This is a genomic window from Stenotrophomonas sp. ATs4 (assembly GCF_051861585.1).
Taxonomy (GTDB): domain Bacteria; phylum Pseudomonadota; class Gammaproteobacteria; order Xanthomonadales; family Xanthomonadaceae; genus Stenotrophomonas; species Stenotrophomonas maltophilia_AS.
In genome coordinates this window covers 1-22,485 of the sequence record NZ_JBLYPK010000019.1, presented here as the reverse complement: position 1 = coordinate 22,485, position 22,485 = coordinate 1, and the positions used below count along the sequence as shown (strand labels likewise).

Sequence of the window (22,485 nt, the reverse complement as noted above, 5' to 3'; positions counted from 1 at the left end):
GCAGTGGGTCTGTTGGCTTTCATCCATGCATGACGTGGATCTACCATCGGGGCATGAATCCGCCCAAGCCCCTGTGGCGACGCTTGCTGCGCGTCGCTGCGATCCTCTTCGCCATCCTGTTGCTGCTGGTGCTGTCCGGCCTGCTGCTGGCCGACCACCTCACCCCGCAGGCGCAGGGCGCGCCTTCGCATGTACTGCCGCTGCAACCGGCGCAGACCCGCATCGACCAGCAGATCGTGCCGCTGCAGGCGGCCCATCCCGGGAAATCAGGCGTGGCCTTCCTCAGCGACGGCATGGATGCGTTCGCAGCGCGCGCAATGATCACTGCGCATGCCGGCCGCAGCCTCGACCTGCAGTACTACATCTGGCACGACGACCTGATCGGCCACCTGATGGCCAAGGCGCTGTACGACGCCGCTGAGCGCGGAGTCCGGGTGCGCCTCCTGCTCGACGACATGAACGCCAAGGACAAGGACGCGCTGATGATGGCGCTCGATGCGCACCCGAACATCGAGCTCCGCCTGTACAACCCGTTCCGCAACCGCAGCGGCATCGCGCGCACGCTGGAGCTGGTGCAACGCGCCTTCAGCGTGAACCATCGCATGCACAACAAGAGCTGGATCGCCGATGGCCGCATCGCGATCGTCGGCGGCCGCAACATCGGCGAGGAGTATTTCAGCGCGCGCGACGACGTGAATTTCCAGGACCTGGACCTGGTGGTGGCCGGACCGGCCGTGCAGCAGGCCAACCAGATCTTCGACGACTACTGGAACAGCAGCGCGGCCATCCCGATTTCCGCGCTGGCGTCATACAGCGATGAACAGCTGCGACAGCTGGTGCGGCAGTCGGACCTGGATGCGATGCACGCCAAGGCGCAGCCCTACCTGCAGCGCGTGGCCGAATCGCGCGCCCTGCAGCGGCCCAGCCCGGAGCCGCTGCACTGGAGCGCGAACGTGCGCATCGCTTCCGATCCTCCTATGAAACATCGCGACGATGACCGCCGCGGCTGGCTGGTCAGCACCCTCGGCGATGAGCTGGCGACCGCCCGCCGCAGCGCACTGCTGATCTCGCCCTACTTCGTGCCCGGCAGCGAAGGCCTGGAAGGCCTGTCAGCAATGGCCGCGCGCGGTGCGCAGGTGGGCGTGGTCACCAACTCACTGGCCGCCAACGACGTGGCCGCGGTGCACGGTGGGTACATGGGATACCGTGTTCCGCTGCTGAAGGCTGGCGTGCAGCTTTACGAACTCAAGGCACACGGCCAGCCGGATACCAGCCTGTTCGGCAGCAGCGGCGCCAGCCTGCACACCAAGGCCTTCGTGGTCGATGACCGCCGCGGTTTCGTCGGCTCGTTCAACCTCGACCCCCGCTCGGCTTATCTCAATACCGAAATGGGCGTGCTGTTCGACGATCCGGTGCTGGGCGCGCAGCTGCGCGATGAGTACCTGCGCCTGGCCAGCCCCGAACACAGCTGGTGGCTGGCACTGGGCAGGAATGACGAGCTGCGTTGGCTGCAACGGCAGCCGCCGCCACACTGGGTGGAGGCTGAACCCGGCGCCAGTCTCGGCAAACGCTGGACCGCGAGGGTGATCAGCTGGCTGCCGGTGGAATCGCAGCTGTAGCGCTCAAGGTGCCGCGCCGGCTTCGCTCTGTGCGGCATCATCCAGCGTTTCCACACTGCGCCCGTGCAAGCGCCGCCAGATCCAGCGCAACGCATGCGGCGGCGCCGACGGCAGTTGTTCAAGCAGGGCCAGCATGCGGCTCTGGCTGGCGTGGCCATGGCGGCACAACAGGCTGGCTGCGGCCGCCGCGCTGCCCAGGCGCAGGCTGTCAGCCAGCGGGCCTTCGGCCTCCGGCAACAGCGCCTGATGCACCGGCTCGGGCAGCTCCCAGGCAGCTGCCACCCGTTGTGCCAGCGGCAACGACCACTGCTGAAGCAGCTGCAGAGCCAGCGCCGGCTCCACGGTTTCGCCGCGTGCCTGGGCTTCCTGCAGCAGCTGGCGCATCACCAGCGCAGACCCCAGCCCCTGCACGAGCCCCAGCCACTGTGCAGCGAAGGCATCACCGAAGGTGACCGTGCGCGCATGGTCGGCGGCCGCGCGCGATGCCAGCAGCGCGTGCTCCCAGATGATCGTGCTGAACTGCGGGAACGCATCGCACTGCATCTGCATCACCGGCTGGACCAGTACCGCGCTGATGATCTGCCGCACGCCTTCTGTACCGACCAGGGTCACTGCCCGCTGCAGGCTTTCCACGGGTCGCTCGTGCACCTTGTAGGCCGGGCTGTTGGCGATGCGCAGCAGGTTGCCGGTCAGCACCGGGTCCTGGCCGATGATCGCCGCCATCACCCGCGCCGAGGCAGCATCGTCGTTGACGGTCTGGATCAGCTGCGGCAGCAGTTGCGGGCGGCGCGGCAGCTGCCGGGTGGCCCAGTCGCGGTCCTGCAGCGCACGTGCCACCGCTTCCCCCAACGCCGGATCCTGTACCGGCGTCGGCTCACCGGCCAGTCGTGGGTACAACGCCAACGCGTGCAGGCCGCGCTGCAGATGCGCGGCGATCTCCGCAGACGGCAGGGCTTCACCCTGCAGGCTGGCAGCCGCTGCCGCCACTGCCTGTCGCGATACAGCCGCCAAGCGGGACGGCGCGGCCCCGGTCGAGCGCGCCAGCCAGCCGCGCAGCGATCGCCACCAGGCCGCCGTCATCGCCGCCCGCCCTGTCGTTGTGGTGCCCGTGCCGTCACTGACTGCCCTGCCTCTTCACACGAATCCGGCTACTCGCCGTCGTCGCAGCATCGGCCGCACTTTCATCTTCTTTAACCGGAAGGCTGCCAATGTCGACGGCATCGGCCGAGCGAATGGACTAGAATGGCGCCGCGCGACCCGTCCCCCTGCACCGACGACGTCGCTTTTTTTGTTTTGGGACCCTACCGTTCATTGGCCGTTCGCTGCAGTTCGCCGCTGTTCGCGCCATCGGAGACGCCATGCTATTCGAAACCCTCGCCACCACCGGTCACGAACAGGTGGTGTTCTGCCACAACCACGACGCCGGCCTGCAGGCGATCATCGCCATCCACAACACCACCCTGGGCCCGGCCCTGGGCGGCGTGCGCATGCGCCCCTACGCCAACACCGACGAGGCACTGGCCGACGTGCTGCGGTTGAGCCGGACGATGACCTACAAGAATGCGCTGGCCGGCCTCAACGTAGGTGGCGGCAAGGCGGTGATCATCGGCGACCCGAAGGTGGACAAGACCGAGGTGCTGTTCCGCGCCTTCGGCCGCTACGTCGATTCGCTGGGGGGCCGCTACATCACCGCCGAGGACGTCGGCACCGACGTCAACGACATGGAGAACATCTACCTGGAGAGCCAGTTCGTGACCGGCGTGCACCAGGTCCATGGCGGCTCCGGCGATCCGGCGCCGTTCACCGCCTATGGCGCGCTGCAGGCACTGATGGCGTCGATGCGCTTCAAGTTCGGCCATGAGGAAGTGGGCAAGACCAGCATCGCAGTGCAGGGCCTGGGCCATATCGGCATGGAACTGGTGAAGCTGCTGCGTGACCGCGGCGCCAAGCTGTATGTCACCGATCTGGACAGCGCCCTGGTCGATCGCGCGGTCAGCGATTTCGGCGCCGAAGCGGTCAAGCCGGACGAAATCCACGAAGTGAACGCTGATGTGTTCGCGCCGTGCGCGCTGGAAGGCGCGATCAACGCCGATACCCTGCCGCGGATCAAGGCGAAGATCATCTGCGGTACCGCCAACAACCAGCTGTCGAGCCTGGAGATCGGCGACGAACTGCATGCGCGCGGCATCCTGTACGCACCGGACTATGCGGTCAACGCCGGTGGCGTGATGAACGTGTCGCTGGAGATCGACGGCTACAACCGCGAACGTGCGATGCGCCTGATCCGCAGCATCTACCACAACCTTACCCGCATCTTCGAACTGTCGCAGCGCGAGAACATCGCGCCGCAACGTGCGGCCGACCGCATCGCCGAGAGCCGCATCCTGTCGATCGGCAAGCTGAAGATGCCGCTGGGCCGCAGCACCCCGCGCCTGGGCAACCTGCGCGGCGGTTGAGCCTGCGATGATCGCGCCGGGCATCACCCCGGCGCGACCCGTTCCTCAGAAACCAGTGCTGTAACGCAGCGCCGCCTGGTGCGCGCCCTCGCCGCCCACACGCTGGTCGAAGCCCAGGCTCAGGCGTCCATTGCGGCCCCACCACGACTCCAGCGCCACACCGAACAGCGCACTGCCGCGCGGTGCATCCCAACCCGCCAACGGTGCCCAGGCATCGACGCCGACGAAACTGGCCTGCCAGTCCGCGTCGCGTCCATCCAAGCGCTGCTGCCATTCGGCATGACCCCGCAGGGTCCAGCGCCCCCACCCGCGTTCACCACGCAGGCCGGCGAGCATCTGACTGCGTTGCACGCGGTTGGCATCACCGCGCAGGCCGAAACCGAAGCCGCCCAGCTCATTGAACGCATCGGTATCCACGCGCGTGGTGCTGGCGCCCAGATACGGCGTCAACGACGCCCCGGCGCGACCGAAGCGATAGCCGCCTTCGACGCTGGCACTGCTGAAGCGGCCGCCGTAGCGCGCAGACACGCCGTATGCGCCGGCGCCCAGCAGCAGCTGGCGGTCCAACGCGCGGGTGAACTGGCCACTTCCGACCTGGGCCAGTGCGTACCCACGCCCCAGGTTCCAGCCGGCATACAGCTGCGCCTGCGCCTGGCGATCACGTCCGCGGTCACCACCGAAGCTGCTGCCACCGTTGCTGCGGGTCTCGCCAAAGGCCACACCCATCAGGCCGTTGCTGCCCAACGGCAGGTCCTGGCCCGCCATCCAGCCACGGCTCTCGGCAGCGTTGCCGGCAAAGCTGCCCTGACCGGCCTCGCCCAGCGCGCTCTGCCAGGTACCGCGCAGTCGCGGTGAGGCCTGCACACGATCGAAGCGCTCGGCAATCGCACGCCGCGACATGTCGATGCTGTCGAAGGTCGCCGCTTCGGCACGGGCATGCGCCTGCCCGGACAGGCTCTGCAGGCTGGCGGCCAGGCCCTGCTCGCCACCGCCGGTCCACTGCAGCGCACCGGCTGCCGCACCGAAGGCCGATCCCTGCAGGCCGGGATTGCCATCGAGCACCGCGAATGCACCTTCCACGCGCTGCGCGGCCGCCTGCGCCGAAGCGTTCAGACCACCGGCCGCAGCGGTGACGCTGACCTGGGTCACGTTCAACCAGGCGTTGTTGCTGTCGTAGCCGTAAGTGGGTGACACCAGCGAGAGCCCCTGCAGCCCGGTGGACGTGGCAGCGGAGCTGAAGGTGCCGGTCAGGCCACCCGCCGCGTGGATGAGGTCCTGGCGGGTGCCGTTCTGCGGCACGTAGCCGGAGACGAAACCATGCACGCGTACACCGCCGTTGATCAGTGCACTGCCGGTGACCTGCAGTGCATTGGCGCCGAGGGCGATCATCAGCTGCGCACCGGCCTGCTGTGTGTAGTTGCCCTCGATGGTGCCGGTGGTATTACCGGTGGTGAGGAACACGCTGCTGCCATTGACCACGTTGCCGATCACCCGCGGCGTGCCGCCGTTGAACTGCAGCCCGGTCGAATCCGGGTCGGGCTGGCCGAGGATCGTCACGTTGGAACGGATCACGCCACCGTTCTGCAGCGACAGGATGCCGCGCTCGATACGGGTGGCACCGCTGTAGCTGTTGTTGCCGGCCAGCACCAGCTTGCCGCCGCCCTGCTTGACCAGGCCGCCGCCGCCGGTGATGTCGTTGCTCCACATCGAATTGGTCGATGCCGCATCCACGTTGGCAACCACATCGCCCCAGTCGAAACGGCCAGGACCATTGATCGCGCGACCGATATCCAGCAGGCCATAGCCGAACACCGGATCCACGCCGGGGGCGCCGATGTCCTTGGCGGTGCCCAGCAGGGTCTGCCGTACAAGGTTGTTGTCGAAATACGGGAAGCGCTGCCAGACCAGTGCGGCGGCGCCGGAGATCAACGGCGCCGCGAACGAGGTGCCGTAGTTCCAGTAGTAGCTACCGCCATTGGCGTCTGGATAGACCGCGCTGCCCGGCGCCGCCAGGCAATAGCGTGCGGCCTGCCCACAGGCATTGGCGTAGCTGGCCAGTGCGCCGGGCGCGTACGGATCGACGGCGGTGGCCACCAGCCAGCCGCGCTCCAGATCGGCCGCAGGCAGTGAGCCGGCCACACCTTTCTGGCTGGGCAGCGCCGCCAGGCTGCTCGGCTCGCTGCGTCCCTCATTGCCGGAAGCGAACACAACGAGGCCACCATGGTTGATCACGAACGGCCGGTATTCGGCAGCCACCTGCGCGGTGGTCGGCAGGTCGGTCCAGTACAGGCCGCCCCACGAGTTGTTCATCACCTTCACGTTGTAGCTGATCAGATCCTGGTGGACCTGTGCCACACCCAGCGGGCCGCTGAAGGCGTTGCCCTGGCCACTGCCGTCATCGGTCGGCGGCTTGTCGGAAATGATCCGTGCCGAGACGATCTGCGCACCCGGCGCGATGCCGCCCGGCCAGGTGCCCACCGCTGCGCCGGCGGCCAGGCTGGCCACTGCCGTGCCGTGACCGACCACGTCGTCAACGGCCAGGTTGTTCTTGGCCGGATCGATGTAGTTGAAGTTGGCCAGCACCCGTCCATTCAGCGCCACCGCATTGCGTTGCACGCCCGAGTCGACGATACCGATGCGCACCCCCTGCCCGGTCAGGCCCGCAGCCTGTGCGGCGCGCGCGTTGGTGACTGCCAGATGCGCATCGAACGTCGGTTCCTGCGGTTTGGCCGGCGGTGGCGGAGTGGGGGGCGGCGTGGTCGGCGGCACCGGGGGAGCCGGCGGATCGATGCGCACGTTGCTGCCCCCACCGCCTCCTCCACAGGCCGTCAGCGCCAGTGCCAGCGCGGTTGCCAGGACAGACCTCATCATCGTCGTGCGTTCCATCGATTCCTTCCCATGAACGTTGGCCTGCCTTCATCCCGGCAGGCATGCGCCGCCGCCCAGCGGCGGCCCTCCCCGACCCTCTATACTTGGGCCGACCCCCACGCAGTCTGCCGGGAAACCGGAGCGCTTCCAACGGCCCCGGTCTCCTTTCCGAACATTGCTTACGCATCAACGAGATTGCCATGTCCAACATCGTCATCGCCGCCGCCAAGCGCACCGCCATCGGCTCCTTCCTCGGCCAGTTCAATGGCGTGCCGACCCCGACCCTCGGCGCCGCCGCCATCGCCGCCGCCCTGGAGCAGTCGGGTGTCCCGGCAAGCGACGTTTCTGAAGTCCTCATGGGCTGCGTGCTGCCGGCCAATCTCGGCCAGGCGCCCGCCCGCCAGGCAGCGATCGCTGCCGGCATTCCGCTGTCGACCGGTGCAACCACGCTGAACAAGGTGTGCGGCTCGGGCATGAAGGCCATCATGCTCGGCCACGACCTGATCAAGGCTGGTTCGGCCAGCATCGTGGTCGCCGGCGGCATGGAGTCGATGTCCAACGCGCCGCACATGCTGCCGAACTCGCGCACCGGCAACCGCTTCGGCAACTTCCAGGCCGTTGACCACATGGCTCACGATGGCCTGGTCAACGCCTACGACGGCAAGGCAATGGGTGAGTTCGCCGAAAACGCGGTGGACAAATACCAGTTCAGCCGCGAAGAACAGGACGCCTACACCATCGAATCGGTCAAGCGCGCACAGGCGGCACAGGCCAACGGTGCGTTTGCCGATGAAATCGTCGCGGTGAAGGTCGCCACCCGCAAGGGCGAGGTCGAGGTCACCACCGACGAGCAGCCCGGCCGCTCGGACATCGCCAAGATCCCGACCCTGCGCCCGGCCTTCAAGAAGGACGGCAGCGTCACCGCCGCCAGTTCCTCCAGCATTTCCGACGGTGCGGCCGCCGTGGTGCTGCTGACCGAGGAAGACGCAGCCGCACGCGGCATCACGCCGCTGGCCCGCATTGTCGGCCACGCCACGCATTCGCAGGAACCGGAGTGGTTCACCACCGCGCCGATCGGCGCGCTGCACACGCTGCTGGGCAAGACCGGCTGGTCGGTGGACCAGGTCGACCTGTTTGAAATCAACGAAGCCTTTGCCGTGGTGGCGATGGCCCCGATGCGTGAGCTCGGCATCCCGCATGACAAGCTCAACGTGAATGGCGGTGCCTGCGCATTGGGTCATCCCATCGGCGCATCCGGGGCACGGTTGGTGGTGACCCTGGTCAACGCCCTGCGCACGCGCGGTGGCAAGCGCGGCATTGCCACCCTGTGCATCGGCGGCGGCGAAGCAACGGCTATCGCCATCGAATTGATTTAAATAGATTTAACGATGATTTCGCAAAAATGAATGCGGGATCGCTTGACACCCAATCTTGGCTTGTCATCATGTTGTCGGCGCGCAGCATGCGCGTTGCCTAATTCTAACGACGAGGATTTACACAATGAGCATCAACAAGCTGCTGGTCGCGATGTCCCTGGCTCTGGCCCTGGCCGCCTGCTCGAAGCAGGAAGCTGCCCAGGACGCCGCTGCTTCGGCCAACCAGGCCGCCACCGAAGCCCAGGCTGCTGCCGACCAGGCCGCCGCTGCTGGCGCCCAGACCGCCGACGCTGCCCAGCAGGCCGCTGACACCGCCGCCACCGCTGCTGACGCTTCGGTTGACGCTGCTGCCCAGGCTGGCGCTGCTGCCACCGACGCTGCTGCCGGCGCCGCTGCTGACGCTGCCAAGGCTGCTGAAGGCACCGCTGAGAAGGCCAAGGACGCTGCTGAAGAAGCCAAGAAGTAATAACTTCTTTCTTCACGCTGTTCTGGAAAAGCCGCTGGTTCGCCAGCGGCTTTTTCTTTGCGCCGATGCCAGGTCTGGCTGGCCCACATCGCGACCCCGTCTTCACAACGGCATGAATAGGCTGGCGTCCCCATCCATTGCAGTACCGGAGACCGCCATGAAGATTCGTCCGATCACCACCACCCTGCTGGCCGCCTCCCTGCTGCTGGCCCTGGCCGCCTGCAAGGGCCCGGAAGCCGAACAGGCCAAGCAGGATGCGCAGCAGGCCGCAGACAGCGCCGGCGCTGCCGCCCGTGACGCTGTCGACAAGGCTGCGGCTGCCACCCGCGAAGCCGCCGACAAGACTGCTGCCGCCTCCGAGCAGGCCGCCGCCGATACCCAGCAGGCGCTGGACAAGGCAGCAGACGCCACCGCCAACGCTGCCGACAAGGCCAAGGACGCTGCAACCGACGCCGCTGCACACGCCAGTGACGCCACCGCCACCGCCGCTCAGAAGGTTGCCGACAAGGCCCGCGATGTCGCCAACGACGCGAAGACGAACGCGGCCAAGGAAGAAGCCAAGCACTAACGGCTCGTTCGCCGGGCATGGCCCGGCGCTACCGGCCAGCCGAGCATGGGCTCAGCTCTACAGGAAAAGCCGCGGCAGTGCCGCGGCTTTTCTGCTTTTCGCTCTCCGCTCTTTCTGTTGATTCCGTGGTGTGCGCCCCCGGAAATTGTCCGCGGCCGCGCGGGTGGGTTGCGCAGGGGCGTGAGCCGCATGGATGCGGCGACCGAGCTTACATGGACGTACTTGCAGCGCCCCCTGCGCAACCCACCCGCGCGGCCCGCTCACGACGCAGACTCCGCGCCGCCCACCACGAGGGGCTCCGCCGTTGGCCGCCCCTACGGCAGCGCGCGCGCCAGCATCGCCGTCAGCTCCAGCCCCGCCGGCAGCGTCCCAAACGCCAGCCCATGCTCCCCTTCCAGCCGGCTGCGCACGAACGCTTCTGCCATCGGGCTGCGCGCACGCAGCAGCAACGCCGCCTGCAGCAGCAGCGCAGTGCGCTCACAGAACAGCCTCGCCTGCGATTCCTCCGGCGGCGGCGCCGCTGCCCAGCGCTGCAATGCCGCTGCATAGCGCGCATCACGGTCTGCCACGGCAGCCAGCTCAGCGCGCAGCGCCACCATCGCCTCCGGCTCACGCGCCAGTGCGCGCAGCACGTCCAGGCACTGGATGTTGCCACTGCCTTCCCAGATCGAATTCAACGGTGCCTGCCGGTACAGACGCGGCAGCATCGATTCCTCCACGTAGCCCGCACCGCCCAGACATTCCTGCGCTTCATTGACGAAGGCGGGCGATCGCTTGCACAGCCAGTACTTGCCCAGCGCTGTTCCCACCCGTGCCAGTGCAGCCTCGTTGGCATCCACGCCGGCGCGATCCACCGCACGTGCGATGCGCATCGACAGCACCGTGGCCGCTTCCGACTCCAGTGCCAGGTCGGCCAGCACATTGGTCATCAACGGGTGCTCCACCAGCAGCTTGCCGAACGTGCGGCGATGGCGTGCATGGTGCAGCGCCTGCGCCAGCGCCATGCGCATTTCCGCCGCCGCACCCAGCATGCAATCCAGGCGGGTCATCATCACCATGCCGATGATGGTGGCCACGCCGCGTCCCTCTTCGCCCACCCGCCATGCCTGTGCGCCGCAGAACTCGACTTCACTGGAGGCGTTGGCCCAATCGCCGAGTTTGTCCTTCAGCCGCATCAGCCGGAACGCATTGCGGTCGCCATCGGCCAGGCGCCGCGGCATCAACAGGCAGGTCAGCCCTCCCGGCGCCTGCGCCAGCACCAGGAACCCATCGCACATCGGCGCGGAGAAGAACCACTTGTGGCCGACCAACCGGTAACGCTCGCCATCGATGGGTTCGGCGCGCGTGCTGTTGGCGCGCACATCGGAACCGCCCTGCTTCTCGGTCATGCCCATGCCCAGGGTGATGCCGGCCTTGTCCGTCACCGGTACATCGCGCGGGTCATAGACCGGCGCGGCGGCCTTGCGCGCCCACTCGGCCAGATGGGGCTGCGACTGCAGTACCGCCACTGCCGCATGGGTCATCGTCAATGGACAGCTGGTACCGGCCTCGGCCTGGTGATGCAGGTAGCTCAGCGCTGCACGCGCAACATGTGCACCGGGCTGCGGCTCGTGCCAGGACAGTCCTGCAACGCCATGCTGCTTCGCTGCATCCATCAACTGGTGATACGCAGGATGGAATTCCACCGTATCAATGCGGTGGCCCTGTGCGTCATGCGTGCGCAGGCGCGGACGATCCCGGTTGGCGTCGAAGCCGAGCCGGTACAGCTCATCCCCGGCCAGTGCACCGTACACCGCCAGCCGTGGCGCGAAGCTGCCGGCGTCCTCGCGCTGCACCGCTTCCATCAACGCCACATCGTCGGTCCACAGCTGGCGGCCTGCAAAGGGGGGGGGCTGGTTGAGCACCACATGGGTTTCGAAAGGCGCATTGCTGCTGAAGCTCGGTCCACTCATCCGATCCATCCTGGCGGCAAGAGGTGTGCGTTCCGATTGTGCCGCATCGCCCGCCAAGCGCGCGTTCAGGCCGGTTCTCACCCCGTGCACGAGCCACGCGCCACAGTGATCGCATGACAGGCAACGACGACCTGGTGGTACTGCGCCCGGAGGGGCTGTACTGCGCCGCCGGCGACTTCCACATCGATCCCTGGCGCCCCGTGTCGCGCGCGGTCATCACTCATGGGCATGGCGACCACGCACGCCCGGGCATGGGTGAGTACCACTGCAGCGCGGGCAGCCTGCCGATCCTGCGCTGGCGGTTGGGCGATGTGCCGGTGCAGCCGCATGCCGAGGGTGTGCCTTTCCAGCTTGGCCGGGTGCAGGTATCGCTTCACCCGGCCGGCCATGTGCTCGGTTCCTCGCAGGTGCGCATCGATGACGGCGAACAGGTCTGGGTCGCGTCGGGCGACTACAAACGCCAGCCTGATCCGACCTGCACGCCGTTCGAAGTGGTGCCCTGCGATACCTTCATCACCGAGGCCACCTTCGCCCTGCCGATCTATCGCTGGCCGGACACCTCGGCAGTCGCCGCGGAGATCGTGGCGTGGCGCCGTGAATGCGAGCAGCGTGGTGAGGCCGCGATCCTGCTCTGCTACGCACTGGGCAAGGCACAGCGGGTGCTGGCCGAGCTGCTGCCACTGGACGACCGCCCGGCCTGGCTGCATGGCGCCATCGCCAATGGCGTGGCGGTCTACCGGCAGGCTGGCGTACCGATGCTGGAGACGCTCACCGTGGCCGAGCAGGGCCGTCAGCCGGAGGCAGCCGGCCAGTTGATCCTCGCGCCACCGTCGGCTGCGGGCACGCCCTGGATGCGCCGCTTCGGCCGTCACCAGCTGGGTTTCGCCTCTGGCTGGATGCAGCTACGCGGCAATCGTCGCCGCCGCAATGTCGATCGCGGCTTCGTCATTTCCGATCATGCCGATTGGCCCGCACTGCTGCAGACCATCGAACAGACCGGCGCGCAGCGGGTGATCGCCACGCATGGCAATACCGACGCGTTGATTCCTTTCCTGCGCGAGCGCGGCGTGGCTGCAGAAGCCTTCCGTACTGATTTCGGGAGCGAGGAATGAAGGCGTTCGCCGCGCTCTACCGGCGCCTGGACCGGAGCACCGCCACGCTGGACAAGCGTGCGGCGCTGGTCGATTACTTCCGCCAGGCCGGTGCGCATGACGCGGCGTGGGCGCTGTACCTGCTCAGCGGAGGCAAAGTGGGTGGCGCGCGCCGGAAGATCGCCGCCAGTGGTGAACTGCGCGCCTGGATCGCCGAAGAATCCGGATTGCCGCCATGGTTGGTGGAAGACAGCTATGCGCAGGTGGGTGACCTGGCCGAGACACTGACCCTGCTGCTGGATGATCCTCTGCAGCCGGCGCCCGACCGCCCCCTGGCCGAGTGGATCGAACAGCATCTGCTGGCCGTGGCCAACCAGGCCGAGCCGGTACGCCGCGAGGCGGTGGTGGCGGGCTGGCAGCAGCTGTGCAGCAGCGAACGCATGGTGTTCAACAAGCTGCTGACCGGCGCCCTGCGCGTTGGTGTGTCGCAACGACTGGTGCAACAGGCACTGGCCGAATGGTCCGGCCTGGACATCGCACGCATCGCGCAGCGCATGCTTGGCGAGTGGGTACCGTCGCCCGGACTACTGGGCCAGTTGCTGTCGCCGGACGAGCTGCCCCTGGACCGCCAGCAACCCTACCCGTTCTTCCTCGCCCCCCCCCTGGAAGGCACCCCTGCCGAACGTTTCGGCCCCATCGACGAATGGCTGCTGGAATGGAAATGGGACGGCATCCGCCTGCAGCTGCTGCGCCGCCGCGGCGAAGTGGCACTGTGGTCACGCGGCGAGGAACGCCTGGATGGCCGCTTCCCCGAGATCGAACAGGCAGCGATGGCACTGCCGGATGGCTGCGTGCTGGACGGCGAGCTGTTGGCCTGGGACGCGGCCACCGGACTGCCACGCGCTTTCACCGCGCTGCAGACCCGCATCCAACGCCGCAAGCCCGGTGCAGCGACGCTGCGCAACACACCGGTAAGGGTGCTGGCCTACGACCTGCTTGAACACAATGGCGAGGATCTGCGCGAACTGCCGTTGCAGCAACGGCGCATCCGGCTCGCCGAGGCCATCGGCGCACTGGGCGACGCGCGTATCCAGCTCTCGCCGGAGGTTCCCGCCGATGACTGGTCGCAGGCTGCAGTGCTGCGTGAAGCGGCACGCGAGCGTGGTGTCGAAGGATTGATGGTGAAGCGACGTGCATCGGCCTACCAGGCCGGGCGACGGCGCGGCGACTGGTGGAAATGGAAGGTCGACCCACTCACCATCGATGCCGTGCTGCTGTACGCGCAGGCCGGCCATGGTCGGCGCAGCACGCTGTACACCGATTACACCTTCGGGGTCTGGGACGGAGACGCACTTGTGCCGGTGGCCAAAGCCTATTCGGGACTGGACGACAAGGAGATCCTCGCCCTCGACCGATGGATCCGCGCCAACACGCGCGAGCGTTTTGGTCCTGTACGCAGCGTACGCGCCGAACAGGTGTTCGAGCTGGGCTTCGAAGCGGTCAACCACAGCAGCCGGCACAAGTCAGGGATCGCCGTGCGCTTTCCGCGCATCCTGCGCTGGCGGCACGACAAACCGGCCAGTGAAGCCGATCAACTGGCCAGCCTGCAGGCGCTGGCGCGATGACCCGCAGCCAGGCGCTGCGCCGGCTGGAAGACTGGTTTGCCGGTCGTGGCTGGCGTTCGCTGCCGTTCCAGCGCGCGATGTGGCGGCACTATCTGGCAGGAGAATCCGGCCTGCTGCACACACCCACCGGCAGCGGCAAGACGCTGGCCATGTTCGGCGGCCCCTTGCTGCAGGCAATGATCGATCCACCACCGCCCCCGCGCCGCGCCAGTGCGGTGCGCCCGCTGCAGGTGCTGTGGGTAACGCCATTGCGCGCATTGGCCAGCGACACGGCGCGTGCACTGCAGACCGTGATCGATGGGCTCGGGCTCGGCTGGCGCGTCGGGCTGCGCAGCGGCGACGCCAGCAGCCGAGAACGGCGACACGCGCGCGAGGGCCGCATCGAGGTACTGGTCACCACGCCTGAATCGCTGGCGCTGTTGCTGAGCCATGCAGACACGCTGCCGCGCATGCGCCAACTCCGCTGTGTGGTCGTGGACGAGTGGCACGAACTGCTGGGCAACAAACGCGGCGTGCTGCTGCAACTGAACCTGGCCGTGTTGCGCGATGCGTCCCCGTCGCTGCAGCTGTGGGGATTGTCGGCCACCCTGGGCAATCTTGAACAGGCGCGCGATGTGCTGCTGCCCGACCGCCCGCAGGCACCCATCGTGCAAGGCGTGCGCCCGCGCCCGATCACCGTGCGCAGCCTGCTGCCCGAACCGGGTGAACGATTTCCCTGGGCCGGGCATCTTGGCCTTGCACAACTGCCGCGTGTGCTGGACGCTCTGATGGCGGCGCGCAGCAGCCTGCTGTTCACCAATACCCGCGCGCAGGCTGAGCTGTGGCACCAGGCGCTGGCAGCGGTGTGGCCCGAAGATGCGCACACGCTGGCGCTGCACCACGGCTCGCTGGATCCGGTGCTGCGCCAGCAGGTCGAGGAAGGGCTGCGCGCCGGTACGCTGCGCTGCGTCGTCGCCACGTCCAGTCTCGACCTGGGCGTGGATTTTCCCGAGGTCGAACAGGTGCTCCAGCTGGGCAGCCCGAAAGGTGTGGCACGCCTGCGGCAACGCGCCGGCCGCGCGCGCCATCGTCCCGGTGCCAGCGGTGCTGTGCTGTGCATACCCAGCCACGCCCTGGAACTGGCCGAGTACGCGGCCGTGCGCCGCGCATTGCGCGACGGTGTGGTCGAAGCACGCCGACCGCCGACGTTGTCGCTGGACGTGCTGGCCCAGCATGCGGTCAGCCGCGCCCTGGCCGGCGGCTTCGACAGCGATGCGCTGCTGGCGCAGGTGCGACGCACCCATGCTTTCTCCGCGCTTGCTGATGAACAGTGGCAGGCAGTGCTGACGTTCATCGTGCAGGGCGGCAAGGCCTTGGCGCAGTATCCCGATTTCCACAAAGTGGTGCAGGACGCCGACGGCCATTACCGCATGCACGATCGCCGCCAGGCGCTGCGCCACCGGTTGTCGATCGGTACCATCAGCAGCGATGGCAGCGTGCGCGTGCAGTTCCTGCGCGGTGGCAGCCTGGGCGCGGTGGAGGAACAGTTCGCCAGCCGCCTGCGCCGCGGTGATCGTTTCCAGTTTGCAGGCCGCCTGCTTGAACTTGTGCAACTGCGCGACATGACCGCCTTCGTGCGGCTGGCACGCGGAGGTGGCGACGGTGTTGTGCCGCGCTGGCAGGGTGGTCAGCTGCCACTGTCGATGGCGCTGGGGCACGAACTGGAAGCGGTCCTGTCCGGCGCCGACAAGAGTGTTGAATCACGCTGGTTGGCACCGCTGCTGGCTTTGCAGGCGCAACTGTCCGCACTTCCGGGACCGGGCCGTCTGCTGGTGGAGGACGTGCGGCGCCGTGAAGGCCAGTTCCTGTTCGTGTTTCCGTTTGCCGGCCGCCATGTTCATGAGGCACTGGCCGCCCTGCTGGCGCTGCGCTGCACACGCCTGCTGCGCAACAGCATCGGCTATGCCGTGAACGACCATGGCCTGGTTCTGGTACCTGCACAGGCCGTCGATCTCGACGCGCAGCAGTGGCGCGCCCTGTTCAACGCCGATCACCTGCTCCACGACCTGCGCGCAGCGGTGAACCTGGGTGAGCTGGCGCGTCGCCAGTTCCGCGGCATCGCACGCGTGGCTGGCCTGCTGGTGCCGAGCCTGCCGGGTGGCATGCCGCGTTCGCTGCGCCAGCTGCAGGCCTCGGCGGGCCTGCTGTACGACGTGCTGCGCGAGCACGACCCTGAACACCTGCTGCTGGCACTGGCCGAACACGAAGTGCTGCACGACAGCCTGGATCTTCCCGGCCTGCAGCAGGCGCTTGCACGCATCGGCAAGCAGGCGCTTTCCGTGCAGCGCCCGCCGTCGCTCACGCCACTGGGCTTCCCGCTGTGGGCCGAACGCCTGCGCGGACAGTTCAGCAACGAAGACTGGCGGACCCGCGTGCAACGCGCTGCACAACAGCTGGAACGCGGACATGGCCGATGAACTGCCCCTGCTGCTGGCAGGGGAGCCGATGATTCTTGCCGGCAAGCGCGCACTGTACTGGCCCGCCCGGAAGGCGCTGCTGATCGCAGACCTGCACCTGGGCAAAGCCGACGTGTTCCGCCGCGCCGGCATTGCGCTGCCCAGCGGCGGCACCGGTGAAGACCTGCAACGCCTGCAGGTGTTGCTGGAGGAGCATGCCTGTCGCGAACTGTGGATTCTCGGCGACCTTCTGCATGGGCCGGCACATCGCGCGGCGTGGTACCAGCAGTGGCTGGGCTGGCGCGAGCGGAATGCCAGGCTGGACGTGCATGTGCTGCGCGGCAATCACGACCGTCAGTTGCCGCATGCCCGACTGCAGGTGCAGATCCACGAGGAAGCGCGGATGCCGCCATTCCTGCTTCGCCATGAGCCAGAGCCGGATGCAGCGCTGCACGTGATCGCGGGGCACCTGCATCCCCAGGTTGCACTGCCTTCGCTACGCCGTCGCTTTCCGGCCTTCTGGCTGCGCGAGCGGATCACGGTCCTGCCCGCGTTCTCTGCATTCACTGCCGGCATCGTGCCTGCACCGGTCCGAGGCGAACGCATGCTGGCCTGCGTGGAAGGCAGCCTGGTGCCACTGCCTGCGCCGTGACTCAGGCCGGGCGGAGCTCCGGCATCACGCGGAAGTCCGGCGTGTCATCGTCACGTCGCCGTGGCAGTGCCCGGATCGCCGCCAGCATCTCCTGCGCACAGGCACGGATACGCGCGTGATGCTCCTGCGATGCGTGGCTGATCAGGCTGCCGACATGGAACTCGAACACGTCCTCCAGTACGTCGGGCTGGTCTTCGTGCAGCATCTGCAGCAGTCCGCGCAGCTTGCAGATTTCCGATTCCAGCTCTTCGACCGCGAACAACATGGCGTCCTCCTCTTCAACATCCGGCGGCACGTCCGGGCCGCAACAGGCCGCAACGGCACTGCCGCCCGGGCCACGCGCGATGATGATCACGGAAAGGAAAACGGGCGACGCGACGATTGCGTGCTCCCCTCTTCTCGCATATCCGCGGTGAGGCAACCGTTAATTCAGGTGATGGCGTCCTTCACGCACTGGCCGTTTCGGCAACGATGCGAGGCGGTTCGCCCGCCGTGGCCATTGCATTGATGAAGGCTGGATCCAGCGCGAGCGAACCGAACCAACCATGCTGCGTACCACTGAGCACGCGCAGCATGTGGCCGCGGCCCCCGGGCAGGCGTCCCATCGGCCCCAGCAGCACATCGCGGGCCTTCGCCCACGCATCGCGGTCGGACTGGAACAACGGCGTCAGCCAGCGGCTCCAGCGCTGGTACACGGCCACGTGCGCACGCCGCTGCGTCTGGTAGGCCTGCAGTGCAGCGGCGCCACCACCGTGGCTGCGAACCGCATCGCGCAGGGCCAGTGCGTCGATCAGCGCCATGTTCACACCCTGTCCGAGCTGCGGGCTCATCGAATGCGCGGCATCGCCGGCCAGCACCATGCGTCCATGATGCCAGCGCGTCATCACCGCATCACGATAGACCGCGCGCGCAAGCTGGCCCGCATCACGCAGGTGCACGAAACGCGCGCTGGCCTGTGGCCACAGCGCGTGCAGCTCATCCAGCCAGGGCGCCATGCCATCGGTCTGCCAACGCTCGAAGTCGGCACGTTGCAGACTCCAGAAAAAGCTCAGGCGCGGCGTGTCGTCGCCCGGGCGGGTACCCACCGGCAACAGCCCGATCATCTTGCGCGCAGCGACGTAGCGCTGGCGCAGCTCCTGCATGTGCGGCCAGTCTTCGGCCGGCAGCAGGCACCACAACGCGCCCCACGGATACACGCGGTCCAGCCCGATGCCACCTGCGATCGTGCCGCGCAGCGTCGACGCAGCGCCATCGGCGGCAATCACCAGATCAAATGGACCGTGCTGGCGCCCTTCGCTGTCGCGCAGGCGACCCTGCTCGGCATCCACTTCGGTGATGGTGGTACCGGCATGCAGCTGGCCCGCACCCGCGCGCGCCTGGTCCAGCAGCGAGAACAATGCCCCGCGCTGCATGCCCAGGCCATGCAGGTGCGTATCCAGGCCGTCGTAGCGCATGTCCATCACGGCGCGCTCGCACGGCGTGTCTCCATACAGACGGTGCACCGGTGCGGCATGCGCACGCACGGCCTCAAGCAGCCCCATCTGCCACAGCACCTGCAGGCCGCTGGGCTGCAGCAGGAAGCCCGCCCCGACCGGCCCAGGGGTGGGCACACGCTCGAAGATCTCCACCTCGTGGCCATCACGGGTGAGCAGAATGGCCAGTGCCTGGCCAGCGGTGCCGTAGCCAATCACGGCGATGCGCAGTCGTTCCGTCATGACCGCATTGTGCCCGAGGCGGGTGCGTGCCGAACGGGTCGCGGGGAACCTGCGCAAAAAAAACCCCGCCGAAGCGGGGTTTTCAACGCGCTGTCGAGTGGGTCACTCAACCGGCATGATGTTCGACGCCTGGGCACCCTTCGGGCCCTGGGTCACGTCATAAGTGACACGCTGGCCTTCCTGCAGGCTACGGAAGCCCTTGCTGTTGATGGCGGAGAAGTGCGCGAACACGTCGGCGCTGCCATCCTCCGGCGAGATGAAGCCAAATCCCTTGGCGTCGTTGAACCACTTGACGGTACCGTTCGGCATGTTGATGCGTGACCTTATGCAATGAATGGGTGGTGTACGCTGAACCCGCGCACAAGCTGAGTATGCAAAGCTTGTTACGCGAAGACAATCACCCCCGTGCCAATTCGCCCACCAGTTCCGGAAGTCCGTTGCTGGCGGCCTGCACATTTGCCAGTACTTCAGCCATCGTGATCTCTTCGCCATCGCCACAGCCGGCGGCCCAGTTGGCGATGATCGCCAGACAGGCGTAATCGAGGCCCAACTCCCGTGCCAGCGCGGCTTCCGGCATGCCGGTCATGCCCACCAGGTCGCAGCCGTCGCGGTGCATGCGCGCGATTTCGGCGATGGTTTCCAGCCGCGGGCCCTGCGTCGCGCCATAGCAGCCACCGTCATGGACCGTGACACCGGTCACTTTGGCCGCGGCCAGGATCTTGCTGCGCAGCATCGGCGTATACGGGTGGCCGAAATCGACGTGGACCACGTCGGTGCCTTCTTCTTCACAGATCGTGCTGATACGGCCCCAGGTGTAGTCGATGATCTGGTCCGGGCAGGCCAGCACGCGCGGACCAAAGTGTTCGGTGATGCCACCGACCGTGTTCAACGCCAGCACGCGCTGCGCGCCCAGCTGCTGCAACGCGGCCAGGTTGGCACGGTAGTTGATCTTGTGCGGCGGCAGCGAATGGCCCTCGCCATGGCGCGCCAGGAAGGCCACGCGATGACCCAGCAATGTCCCGACCCGCACCGGGCCGGAGGGCTGGCCGAACCGCGTCGTGACTTCGTGGGTCTGCACGTCGTCAAGTTTGGCCAGGTTGTAGACACCGGTGCCGCCAATTACGGCCAGGGCGATCTGTTGCATTCGAAGCACTCCAGGGAAAAAAGAACGCCGGCACCCGAGGATGCCGGCGGCAGGAAACGCAGGCCGCGCGCGGCCGCGCTGTTATTCCTTCATCGCGTAGATGGCCGGCACGCAGCGCAGGGTTTCGTTGACGTCCATGCCGAAGCCGAACACGTAGCGGTCCGGCAGTTCAATGCCGGCGTAGTCGGCGACCACGTCCGGCAGCGCGCGGTCATGCTTCTTCACGGTCATCGCGGCAATGCGCACATCGGTCGCACCCTGCTCCAGGCACCAGGTGCGCACGCCCTGCAGGGTGTAGCCCTCGTCGAGAATGTCGTCGACCAGCAGCACGCGGCGGCCGAACAGCGAGGTGGCCGGCTTGTGCTTCCAGACCAGGTCGCCGCCGGTGGTTTCACCGCGGTAACGGGTGGCATGCAGGTAATCGAACTGCACGTCCTGGCCGCGCGCACCCAGTTCCAGCGCCAGCTGGCCGGCAAACGGCAGCGCACCGTGCATGATGGACAGGAACAGCGGCACCTCGCCCTTGTAATCGCGCGCGATGGCGTCGGCGATACCAGCGATGGCCGTGTCGATGGTGGGGCGGTCGACCAGCAGGTCAGCCTGGGCCAGGGCCTGGGAAATGGTGAGGTTGGGCATCAGACGGTTCTTCCAAGGGTTTCAAGCAGACGGGATTGGGTGTCGCCATGGCGGGCATCGGCCAGCAGGCCGTCCCAGCCGAGCGCGCCGCGGCCGAGCAGGCCCAGCAACGCAGCAGTATTGAGGGAGCGCCCCTGCACCGCGTGCAGGGCTTCATCGACCAGTTCCGGGTGGCAGACCAGCACTACGTCGCAGCCGGCATCCAGATGCGCGTGCACGCGCGCCGGTACGCCGCCAGCGCTGTGCGAGGCGGCCATGCCGATGTCGTCGGAGAACACCACGCCACGGAAGCCGAGCTCGCCACGCAGGATGTCCTGGATCCAGCGCGGCGAGTAACCGGCTGGCTCAGGCGCAATCTGCGGGTAGATCACGTGCGCCATCATCACCGCGTCGGCACCGGCGGCGATGCCGGCCTGGAACGGCACCAGGTCCTGCGCGCGCAGCTCGTCCAGTGCACGCGGGTCGATCGCGGTATCCACATGGGTGTCTTCCAGCACGGTGCCATGGCCGGGGAAATGCTTGAGCGTGGCGGCCATGCCGACTGCATGCATGCCGCGCACGTAGGCGGCGGTGAATGCGGCCACCACCTGCGGGTCTTCACTGAAGGCGCGGTTGCCGATGGCGCGGTTGCCACGGCCCAGGTCGACCACCGGCGCGAAGCTCAGGTCCAGGCCGCTGGCGCGCACTTCGCTGGCCATCAGCCAGGCGTGCTGCTCGGCCAGGGCCAGTGCCTGCTGCGGATCGGTGGCGTACAGCGCCCCGATGTCCTGCAGCGGCGGCAGCTCGCTGTAGCCTTCGCGGAAGCGCTGCACGCGGCCGCCTTCCTGGTCCACGCAGATCAGCTGCGGGCGCGGGGCGGCAGCGCGGATCGCCGCGCTCAGATCGGTCACCTGTTGGCGCGAGGCGAAGTTGCGCTTGAACAGCACCACCCCGGCCACGGCATCGTGCTGCAGCCAGTCACGCTCCTGGGCGGTCAGTTCGGTGCCGGCAACGCCGATCAGCAGCATGGTCGATCTCCACATCGCGCGCCCGCATGGCGCAGTGCCGCATTGTCGCAGAACCGGCCGACAGGCGCAGTGGCCAGAAAAAGGGGACGGAGGGGATTAAGACGTATCCGGCCCCGGGGTCGATTGCGCCTTAATCCCCTCCGTCCCCCTTTTTTGGGGGCCGTCAGACCTTGCAGCCGTCCGGGCCGCAGGCCTCGTCGTCAGCCGGAGGGGTCGGAGCGCCCTGTTCGGCGGCGATCTGGCGCAACGCGTTGGCAAACGCCTCCGGCGGCTGCGCCCCGGAAATGGCCCACTGCCCGTCGATGACGAAGGTCGGCACCGAGGAAATGCCCAGCGCGTGGGCCTCGGCCAGCTTGGCTTCGACTTCGGCCAACCCATGATCGGACGCCAGCATCTGCGCGATCTCCCCGCCGTCGAGGCCGCCTGCCACGCCGGCCTTGATCAGCACCGAGGTGTCGGCAAGGTTCTGGCCGTGTTCGAAGTGGGCGCGGAACAGCGCCTCGCCCACCGCATCCTGCACGCCGTGTTCGCCGGCCAGCCAAAGCACGCGATGCGCCGGCAACGTAGTCACCCGCACCTGGCCCTGGTTGAAGTCCATCGGCAGGCCCTCGGCACGCGCGGTGGTCTGGGTCTGGCCGAGGATCTGCTCGGTACGCTCGACGCCGCCGAACTTGCGCACGTAGGCCTCGCGCAGCGGCACCGGCGTGGCGTCCGCATCCGGGTCCAGCTGGAACGGCTGCCAGTGGATGTCGAGTTCAGGCGCGTCAGCGCCCAGCAACTGCACGCCCTGCTGGAAACGATGCTTGCCGATCCAGCACCAGGGGCAGACCACGTCGGAGTAGATGTCGATTCTCATCCCCCCGACATGGGGCTCG

General features: G+C 67.5%; 19 protein-coding genes. 9 read left to right on the top strand and 10 right to left on the bottom strand.

All coding sequences use genetic code 11. The features are described from left to right. Window positions 1-29: 29 nt before the first annotated feature. On the top strand, window positions 30-1,619 hold the full coding sequence (locus tag ABR323_RS21640; protein ID WP_439450789.1) for a phospholipase D family protein: 1,590 nt from the start codon (window positions 30-32) through the stop codon (window positions 1,617-1,619). Between the two features lie 3 nt (window positions 1,620-1,622). Here ABR323_RS21640 and ABR323_RS21635 read toward each other — a convergent pair whose 3' ends face one another. Beyond that, complete coding sequence (locus tag ABR323_RS21635; protein ID WP_439450788.1) at window positions 1,623-2,699, bottom strand: HDOD domain-containing protein; 1,077 nt, start codon at window positions 2,697-2,699, stop codon at window positions 1,623-1,625. Window positions 2,700-2,977: 278 nt separating this feature from the next. Here ABR323_RS21635 and ABR323_RS21630 point away from each other — a divergent pair, with 278 nt between their 5' ends. Next, window positions 2,978-4,075, top strand: a complete 1,098-nt coding sequence (locus ABR323_RS21630; protein WP_135274695.1) for a Glu/Leu/Phe/Val dehydrogenase dimerization domain-containing protein — start codon at window positions 2,978-2,980, stop codon at window positions 4,073-4,075. Between the two features lie 45 nt (window positions 4,076-4,120). Here ABR323_RS21630 and ABR323_RS21625 read toward each other — a convergent pair whose 3' ends face one another. Next, window positions 4,121-6,961 (bottom strand): S8 family serine peptidase, encoded by a 2,841-nt coding sequence (locus ABR323_RS21625; protein WP_439450787.1) that lies wholly within the window; start codon window positions 6,959-6,961, stop codon window positions 4,121-4,123. Window positions 6,962-7,143: 182 nt separating this feature from the next. Between ABR323_RS21625 and ABR323_RS21620 the strand changes: the two genes are divergently transcribed. From ABR323_RS21620 to ABR323_RS21610, 3 genes are all read left to right on the top strand, one after another. After that, entirely contained in the window at window positions 7,144-8,319 is a 1,176-nt protein-coding gene (locus ABR323_RS21620) for a thiolase family protein (RefSeq protein WP_439450786.1), read from the top strand. 124 nt (window positions 8,320-8,443) lie between these two features. Further along, entirely contained in the window at window positions 8,444-8,785 is a 342-nt protein-coding gene (locus ABR323_RS21615) for a hypothetical protein (protein WP_135274698.1), read from the top strand. 157 nt (window positions 8,786-8,942) lie between these two features. Then, a complete protein-coding gene (locus ABR323_RS21610; RefSeq protein ID WP_135274699.1) occupies window positions 8,943-9,353 on the top strand; it encodes a hypothetical protein in 411 nt (136 codons plus the stop codon). A gap of 314 nt (window positions 9,354-9,667) precedes the next feature. Here ABR323_RS21610 and ABR323_RS21605 read toward each other — a convergent pair whose 3' ends face one another. Beyond that, the gene (locus ABR323_RS21605; RefSeq protein ID WP_439450785.1) at window positions 9,668-11,305 is read right to left on the bottom strand and encodes an acyl-CoA dehydrogenase family protein; all 1,638 of its coding nucleotides are present in this window, start codon (window positions 11,303-11,305) and stop codon (window positions 9,668-9,670) included. 113 nt (window positions 11,306-11,418) lie between these two features. Between ABR323_RS21605 and ABR323_RS21600 the strand changes: the two genes are divergently transcribed. The 4 genes from ABR323_RS21600 to pdeM are packed head-to-tail and all read left to right on the top strand — an operon-like array spanning window position 11,419 to window position 17,108. Further along, window positions 11,419-12,417, top strand: coding sequence for a ligase-associated DNA damage response exonuclease (locus ABR323_RS21600; protein ID WP_439450784.1), 999 nt, complete (start codon window positions 11,419-11,421; stop codon window positions 12,415-12,417). Next, the gene (locus ABR323_RS21595) at window positions 12,414-14,021 is read left to right on the top strand and encodes an ATP-dependent DNA ligase (RefSeq protein WP_439450783.1); all 1,608 of its coding nucleotides are present in this window, start codon (window positions 12,414-12,416) and stop codon (window positions 14,019-14,021) included. Before ABR323_RS21600 ends, ABR323_RS21595 begins: the two co-directional genes overlap by 4 nt. Further along, complete coding sequence (locus ABR323_RS21590; RefSeq protein WP_439450782.1) at window positions 14,018-16,477, top strand: ligase-associated DNA damage response DEXH box helicase; 2,460 nt, start codon at window positions 14,018-14,020, stop codon at window positions 16,475-16,477. Before ABR323_RS21595 ends, ABR323_RS21590 begins: the two co-directional genes overlap by 4 nt. Next, window positions 16,467-17,108, top strand: coding sequence for a ligase-associated DNA damage response endonuclease PdeM (gene pdeM / locus ABR323_RS21585; RefSeq protein WP_439450781.1), 642 nt, complete (start codon window positions 16,467-16,469; stop codon window positions 17,106-17,108). The genes ABR323_RS21590 and pdeM overlap by 11 nt, the downstream gene beginning before the upstream one ends. A gap of 1 nt (window position 17,109) precedes the next feature. Here the strand turns inward: pdeM and ABR323_RS21580 are convergent, their stop codons facing one another. The 7 genes from ABR323_RS21580 to ABR323_RS21550 all read right to left on the bottom strand — a co-directional run bounded on the left by ABR323_RS21580 (window position 17,110) and on the right by ABR323_RS21550 (window position 22,466). Then, window positions 17,110-17,373: a hypothetical protein gene (locus ABR323_RS21580; RefSeq protein WP_135274705.1), complete on the bottom strand. Its 264-nt coding sequence runs from the start codon at window positions 17,371-17,373 to the stop codon at window positions 17,110-17,112. A gap of 181 nt (window positions 17,374-17,554) precedes the next feature. Continuing rightward, window positions 17,555-18,823 carry an FAD-dependent oxidoreductase gene (locus ABR323_RS21575; RefSeq protein WP_135274706.1) on the bottom strand — a complete coding sequence of 423 codons (1,269 nt, stop codon included), beginning with the start codon at window positions 18,821-18,823 and terminating at the stop codon, window positions 17,555-17,557. A gap of 102 nt (window positions 18,824-18,925) precedes the next feature. Beyond that, window positions 18,926-19,132: a transcription antiterminator/RNA stability regulator CspE gene (gene cspE / locus ABR323_RS21570; RefSeq protein ID WP_135274707.1), complete on the bottom strand. Its 207-nt coding sequence runs from the start codon at window positions 19,130-19,132 to the stop codon at window positions 18,926-18,928. Window positions 19,133-19,220: 88 nt separating this feature from the next. Next, the gene (locus ABR323_RS21565) at window positions 19,221-19,967 is read right to left on the bottom strand and encodes an S-methyl-5'-thioinosine phosphorylase (RefSeq protein WP_439450780.1); all 747 of its coding nucleotides are present in this window, start codon (window positions 19,965-19,967) and stop codon (window positions 19,221-19,223) included. Window positions 19,968-20,048: 81 nt separating this feature from the next. Beyond that, window positions 20,049-20,603, bottom strand: a complete 555-nt coding sequence (locus ABR323_RS21560) for a hypoxanthine-guanine phosphoribosyltransferase (RefSeq protein ID WP_135274709.1) — start codon at window positions 20,601-20,603, stop codon at window positions 20,049-20,051. Then, a complete protein-coding gene (gene nagZ, locus ABR323_RS21555; protein WP_049444916.1) occupies window positions 20,603-21,610 on the bottom strand; it encodes a beta-N-acetylhexosaminidase in 1,008 nt (335 codons plus the stop codon). The genes ABR323_RS21560 and nagZ overlap by 1 nt, the downstream gene beginning before the upstream one ends. 163 nt (window positions 21,611-21,773) lie before the next feature. Beyond that, the gene (locus ABR323_RS21550; RefSeq protein ID WP_439450790.1) at window positions 21,774-22,466 is read right to left on the bottom strand and encodes a DsbA family oxidoreductase; all 693 of its coding nucleotides are present in this window, start codon (window positions 22,464-22,466) and stop codon (window positions 21,774-21,776) included. Window positions 22,467-22,485: the final 19 nt, after the last annotated feature.

Excerpts from the sequence above, each read along its gene's own strand:
- ABR323_RS21640 (WP_439450789.1), top strand. The coding sequence starts at position 30 with ATGACGTGGATCTACCATCGGGGCATGAATCCGCCCAAGCCCCTGTGG.
- ABR323_RS21635 (WP_439450788.1), bottom strand. The coding sequence starts at position 2,699 with ATGACGGCGGCCTGGTGGCGATCGCTGCGCGGCTGGCTGGCGCGCTCG.
- ABR323_RS21630 (WP_135274695.1), top strand. The coding sequence starts at position 2,978 with ATGCTATTCGAAACCCTCGCCACCACCGGTCACGAACAGGTGGTGTTC.
- ABR323_RS21625 (WP_439450787.1), bottom strand. The coding sequence starts at position 6,961 with ATGGAACGCACGACGATGATGAGGTCTGTCCTGGCAACCGCGCTGGCA.
- ABR323_RS21620 (WP_439450786.1), top strand. The coding sequence starts at position 7,144 with ATGTCCAACATCGTCATCGCCGCCGCCAAGCGCACCGCCATCGGCTCC.
- ABR323_RS21615 (WP_135274698.1), top strand. The coding sequence starts at position 8,444 with ATGAGCATCAACAAGCTGCTGGTCGCGATGTCCCTGGCTCTGGCCCTG.
- ABR323_RS21610 (WP_135274699.1), top strand. The coding sequence starts at position 8,943 with ATGAAGATTCGTCCGATCACCACCACCCTGCTGGCCGCCTCCCTGCTG.
- ABR323_RS21605 (WP_439450785.1), bottom strand. The coding sequence starts at position 11,305 with ATGAGTGGACCGAGCTTCAGCAGCAATGCGCCTTTCGAAACCCATGTG.
- ABR323_RS21600 (WP_439450784.1), top strand. The coding sequence starts at position 11,419 with ATGACAGGCAACGACGACCTGGTGGTACTGCGCCCGGAGGGGCTGTAC.
- ABR323_RS21595 (WP_439450783.1), top strand. The coding sequence starts at position 12,414 with ATGAAGGCGTTCGCCGCGCTCTACCGGCGCCTGGACCGGAGCACCGCC.
- ABR323_RS21590 (WP_439450782.1), top strand. The coding sequence starts at position 14,018 with ATGACCCGCAGCCAGGCGCTGCGCCGGCTGGAAGACTGGTTTGCCGGT.
- pdeM (WP_439450781.1), top strand. The coding sequence starts at position 16,467 with ATGGCCGATGAACTGCCCCTGCTGCTGGCAGGGGAGCCGATGATTCTT.
- ABR323_RS21580 (WP_135274705.1), bottom strand. The coding sequence starts at position 17,373 with ATGTTGTTCGCGGTCGAAGAGCTGGAATCGGAAATCTGCAAGCTGCGC.
- ABR323_RS21575 (WP_135274706.1), bottom strand. The coding sequence starts at position 18,823 with ATGACGGAACGACTGCGCATCGCCGTGATTGGCTACGGCACCGCTGGC.
- cspE (WP_135274707.1), bottom strand. The coding sequence starts at position 19,132 with ATGCCGAACGGTACCGTCAAGTGGTTCAACGACGCCAAGGGATTTGGC.
- ABR323_RS21565 (WP_439450780.1), bottom strand. The coding sequence starts at position 19,967 with ATGCAACAGATCGCCCTGGCCGTAATTGGCGGCACCGGTGTCTACAAC.
- ABR323_RS21560 (WP_135274709.1), bottom strand. The coding sequence starts at position 20,603 with ATGCCCAACCTCACCATTTCCCAGGCCCTGGCCCAGGCTGACCTGCTG.
- nagZ (WP_049444916.1), bottom strand. The coding sequence starts at position 21,610 with ATGCTGCTGATCGGCGTTGCCGGCACCGAACTGACCGCCCAGGAGCGT.
- ABR323_RS21550 (WP_439450790.1), bottom strand. The coding sequence starts at position 22,466 with ATGAGAATCGACATCTACTCCGACGTGGTCTGCCCCTGGTGCTGGATC.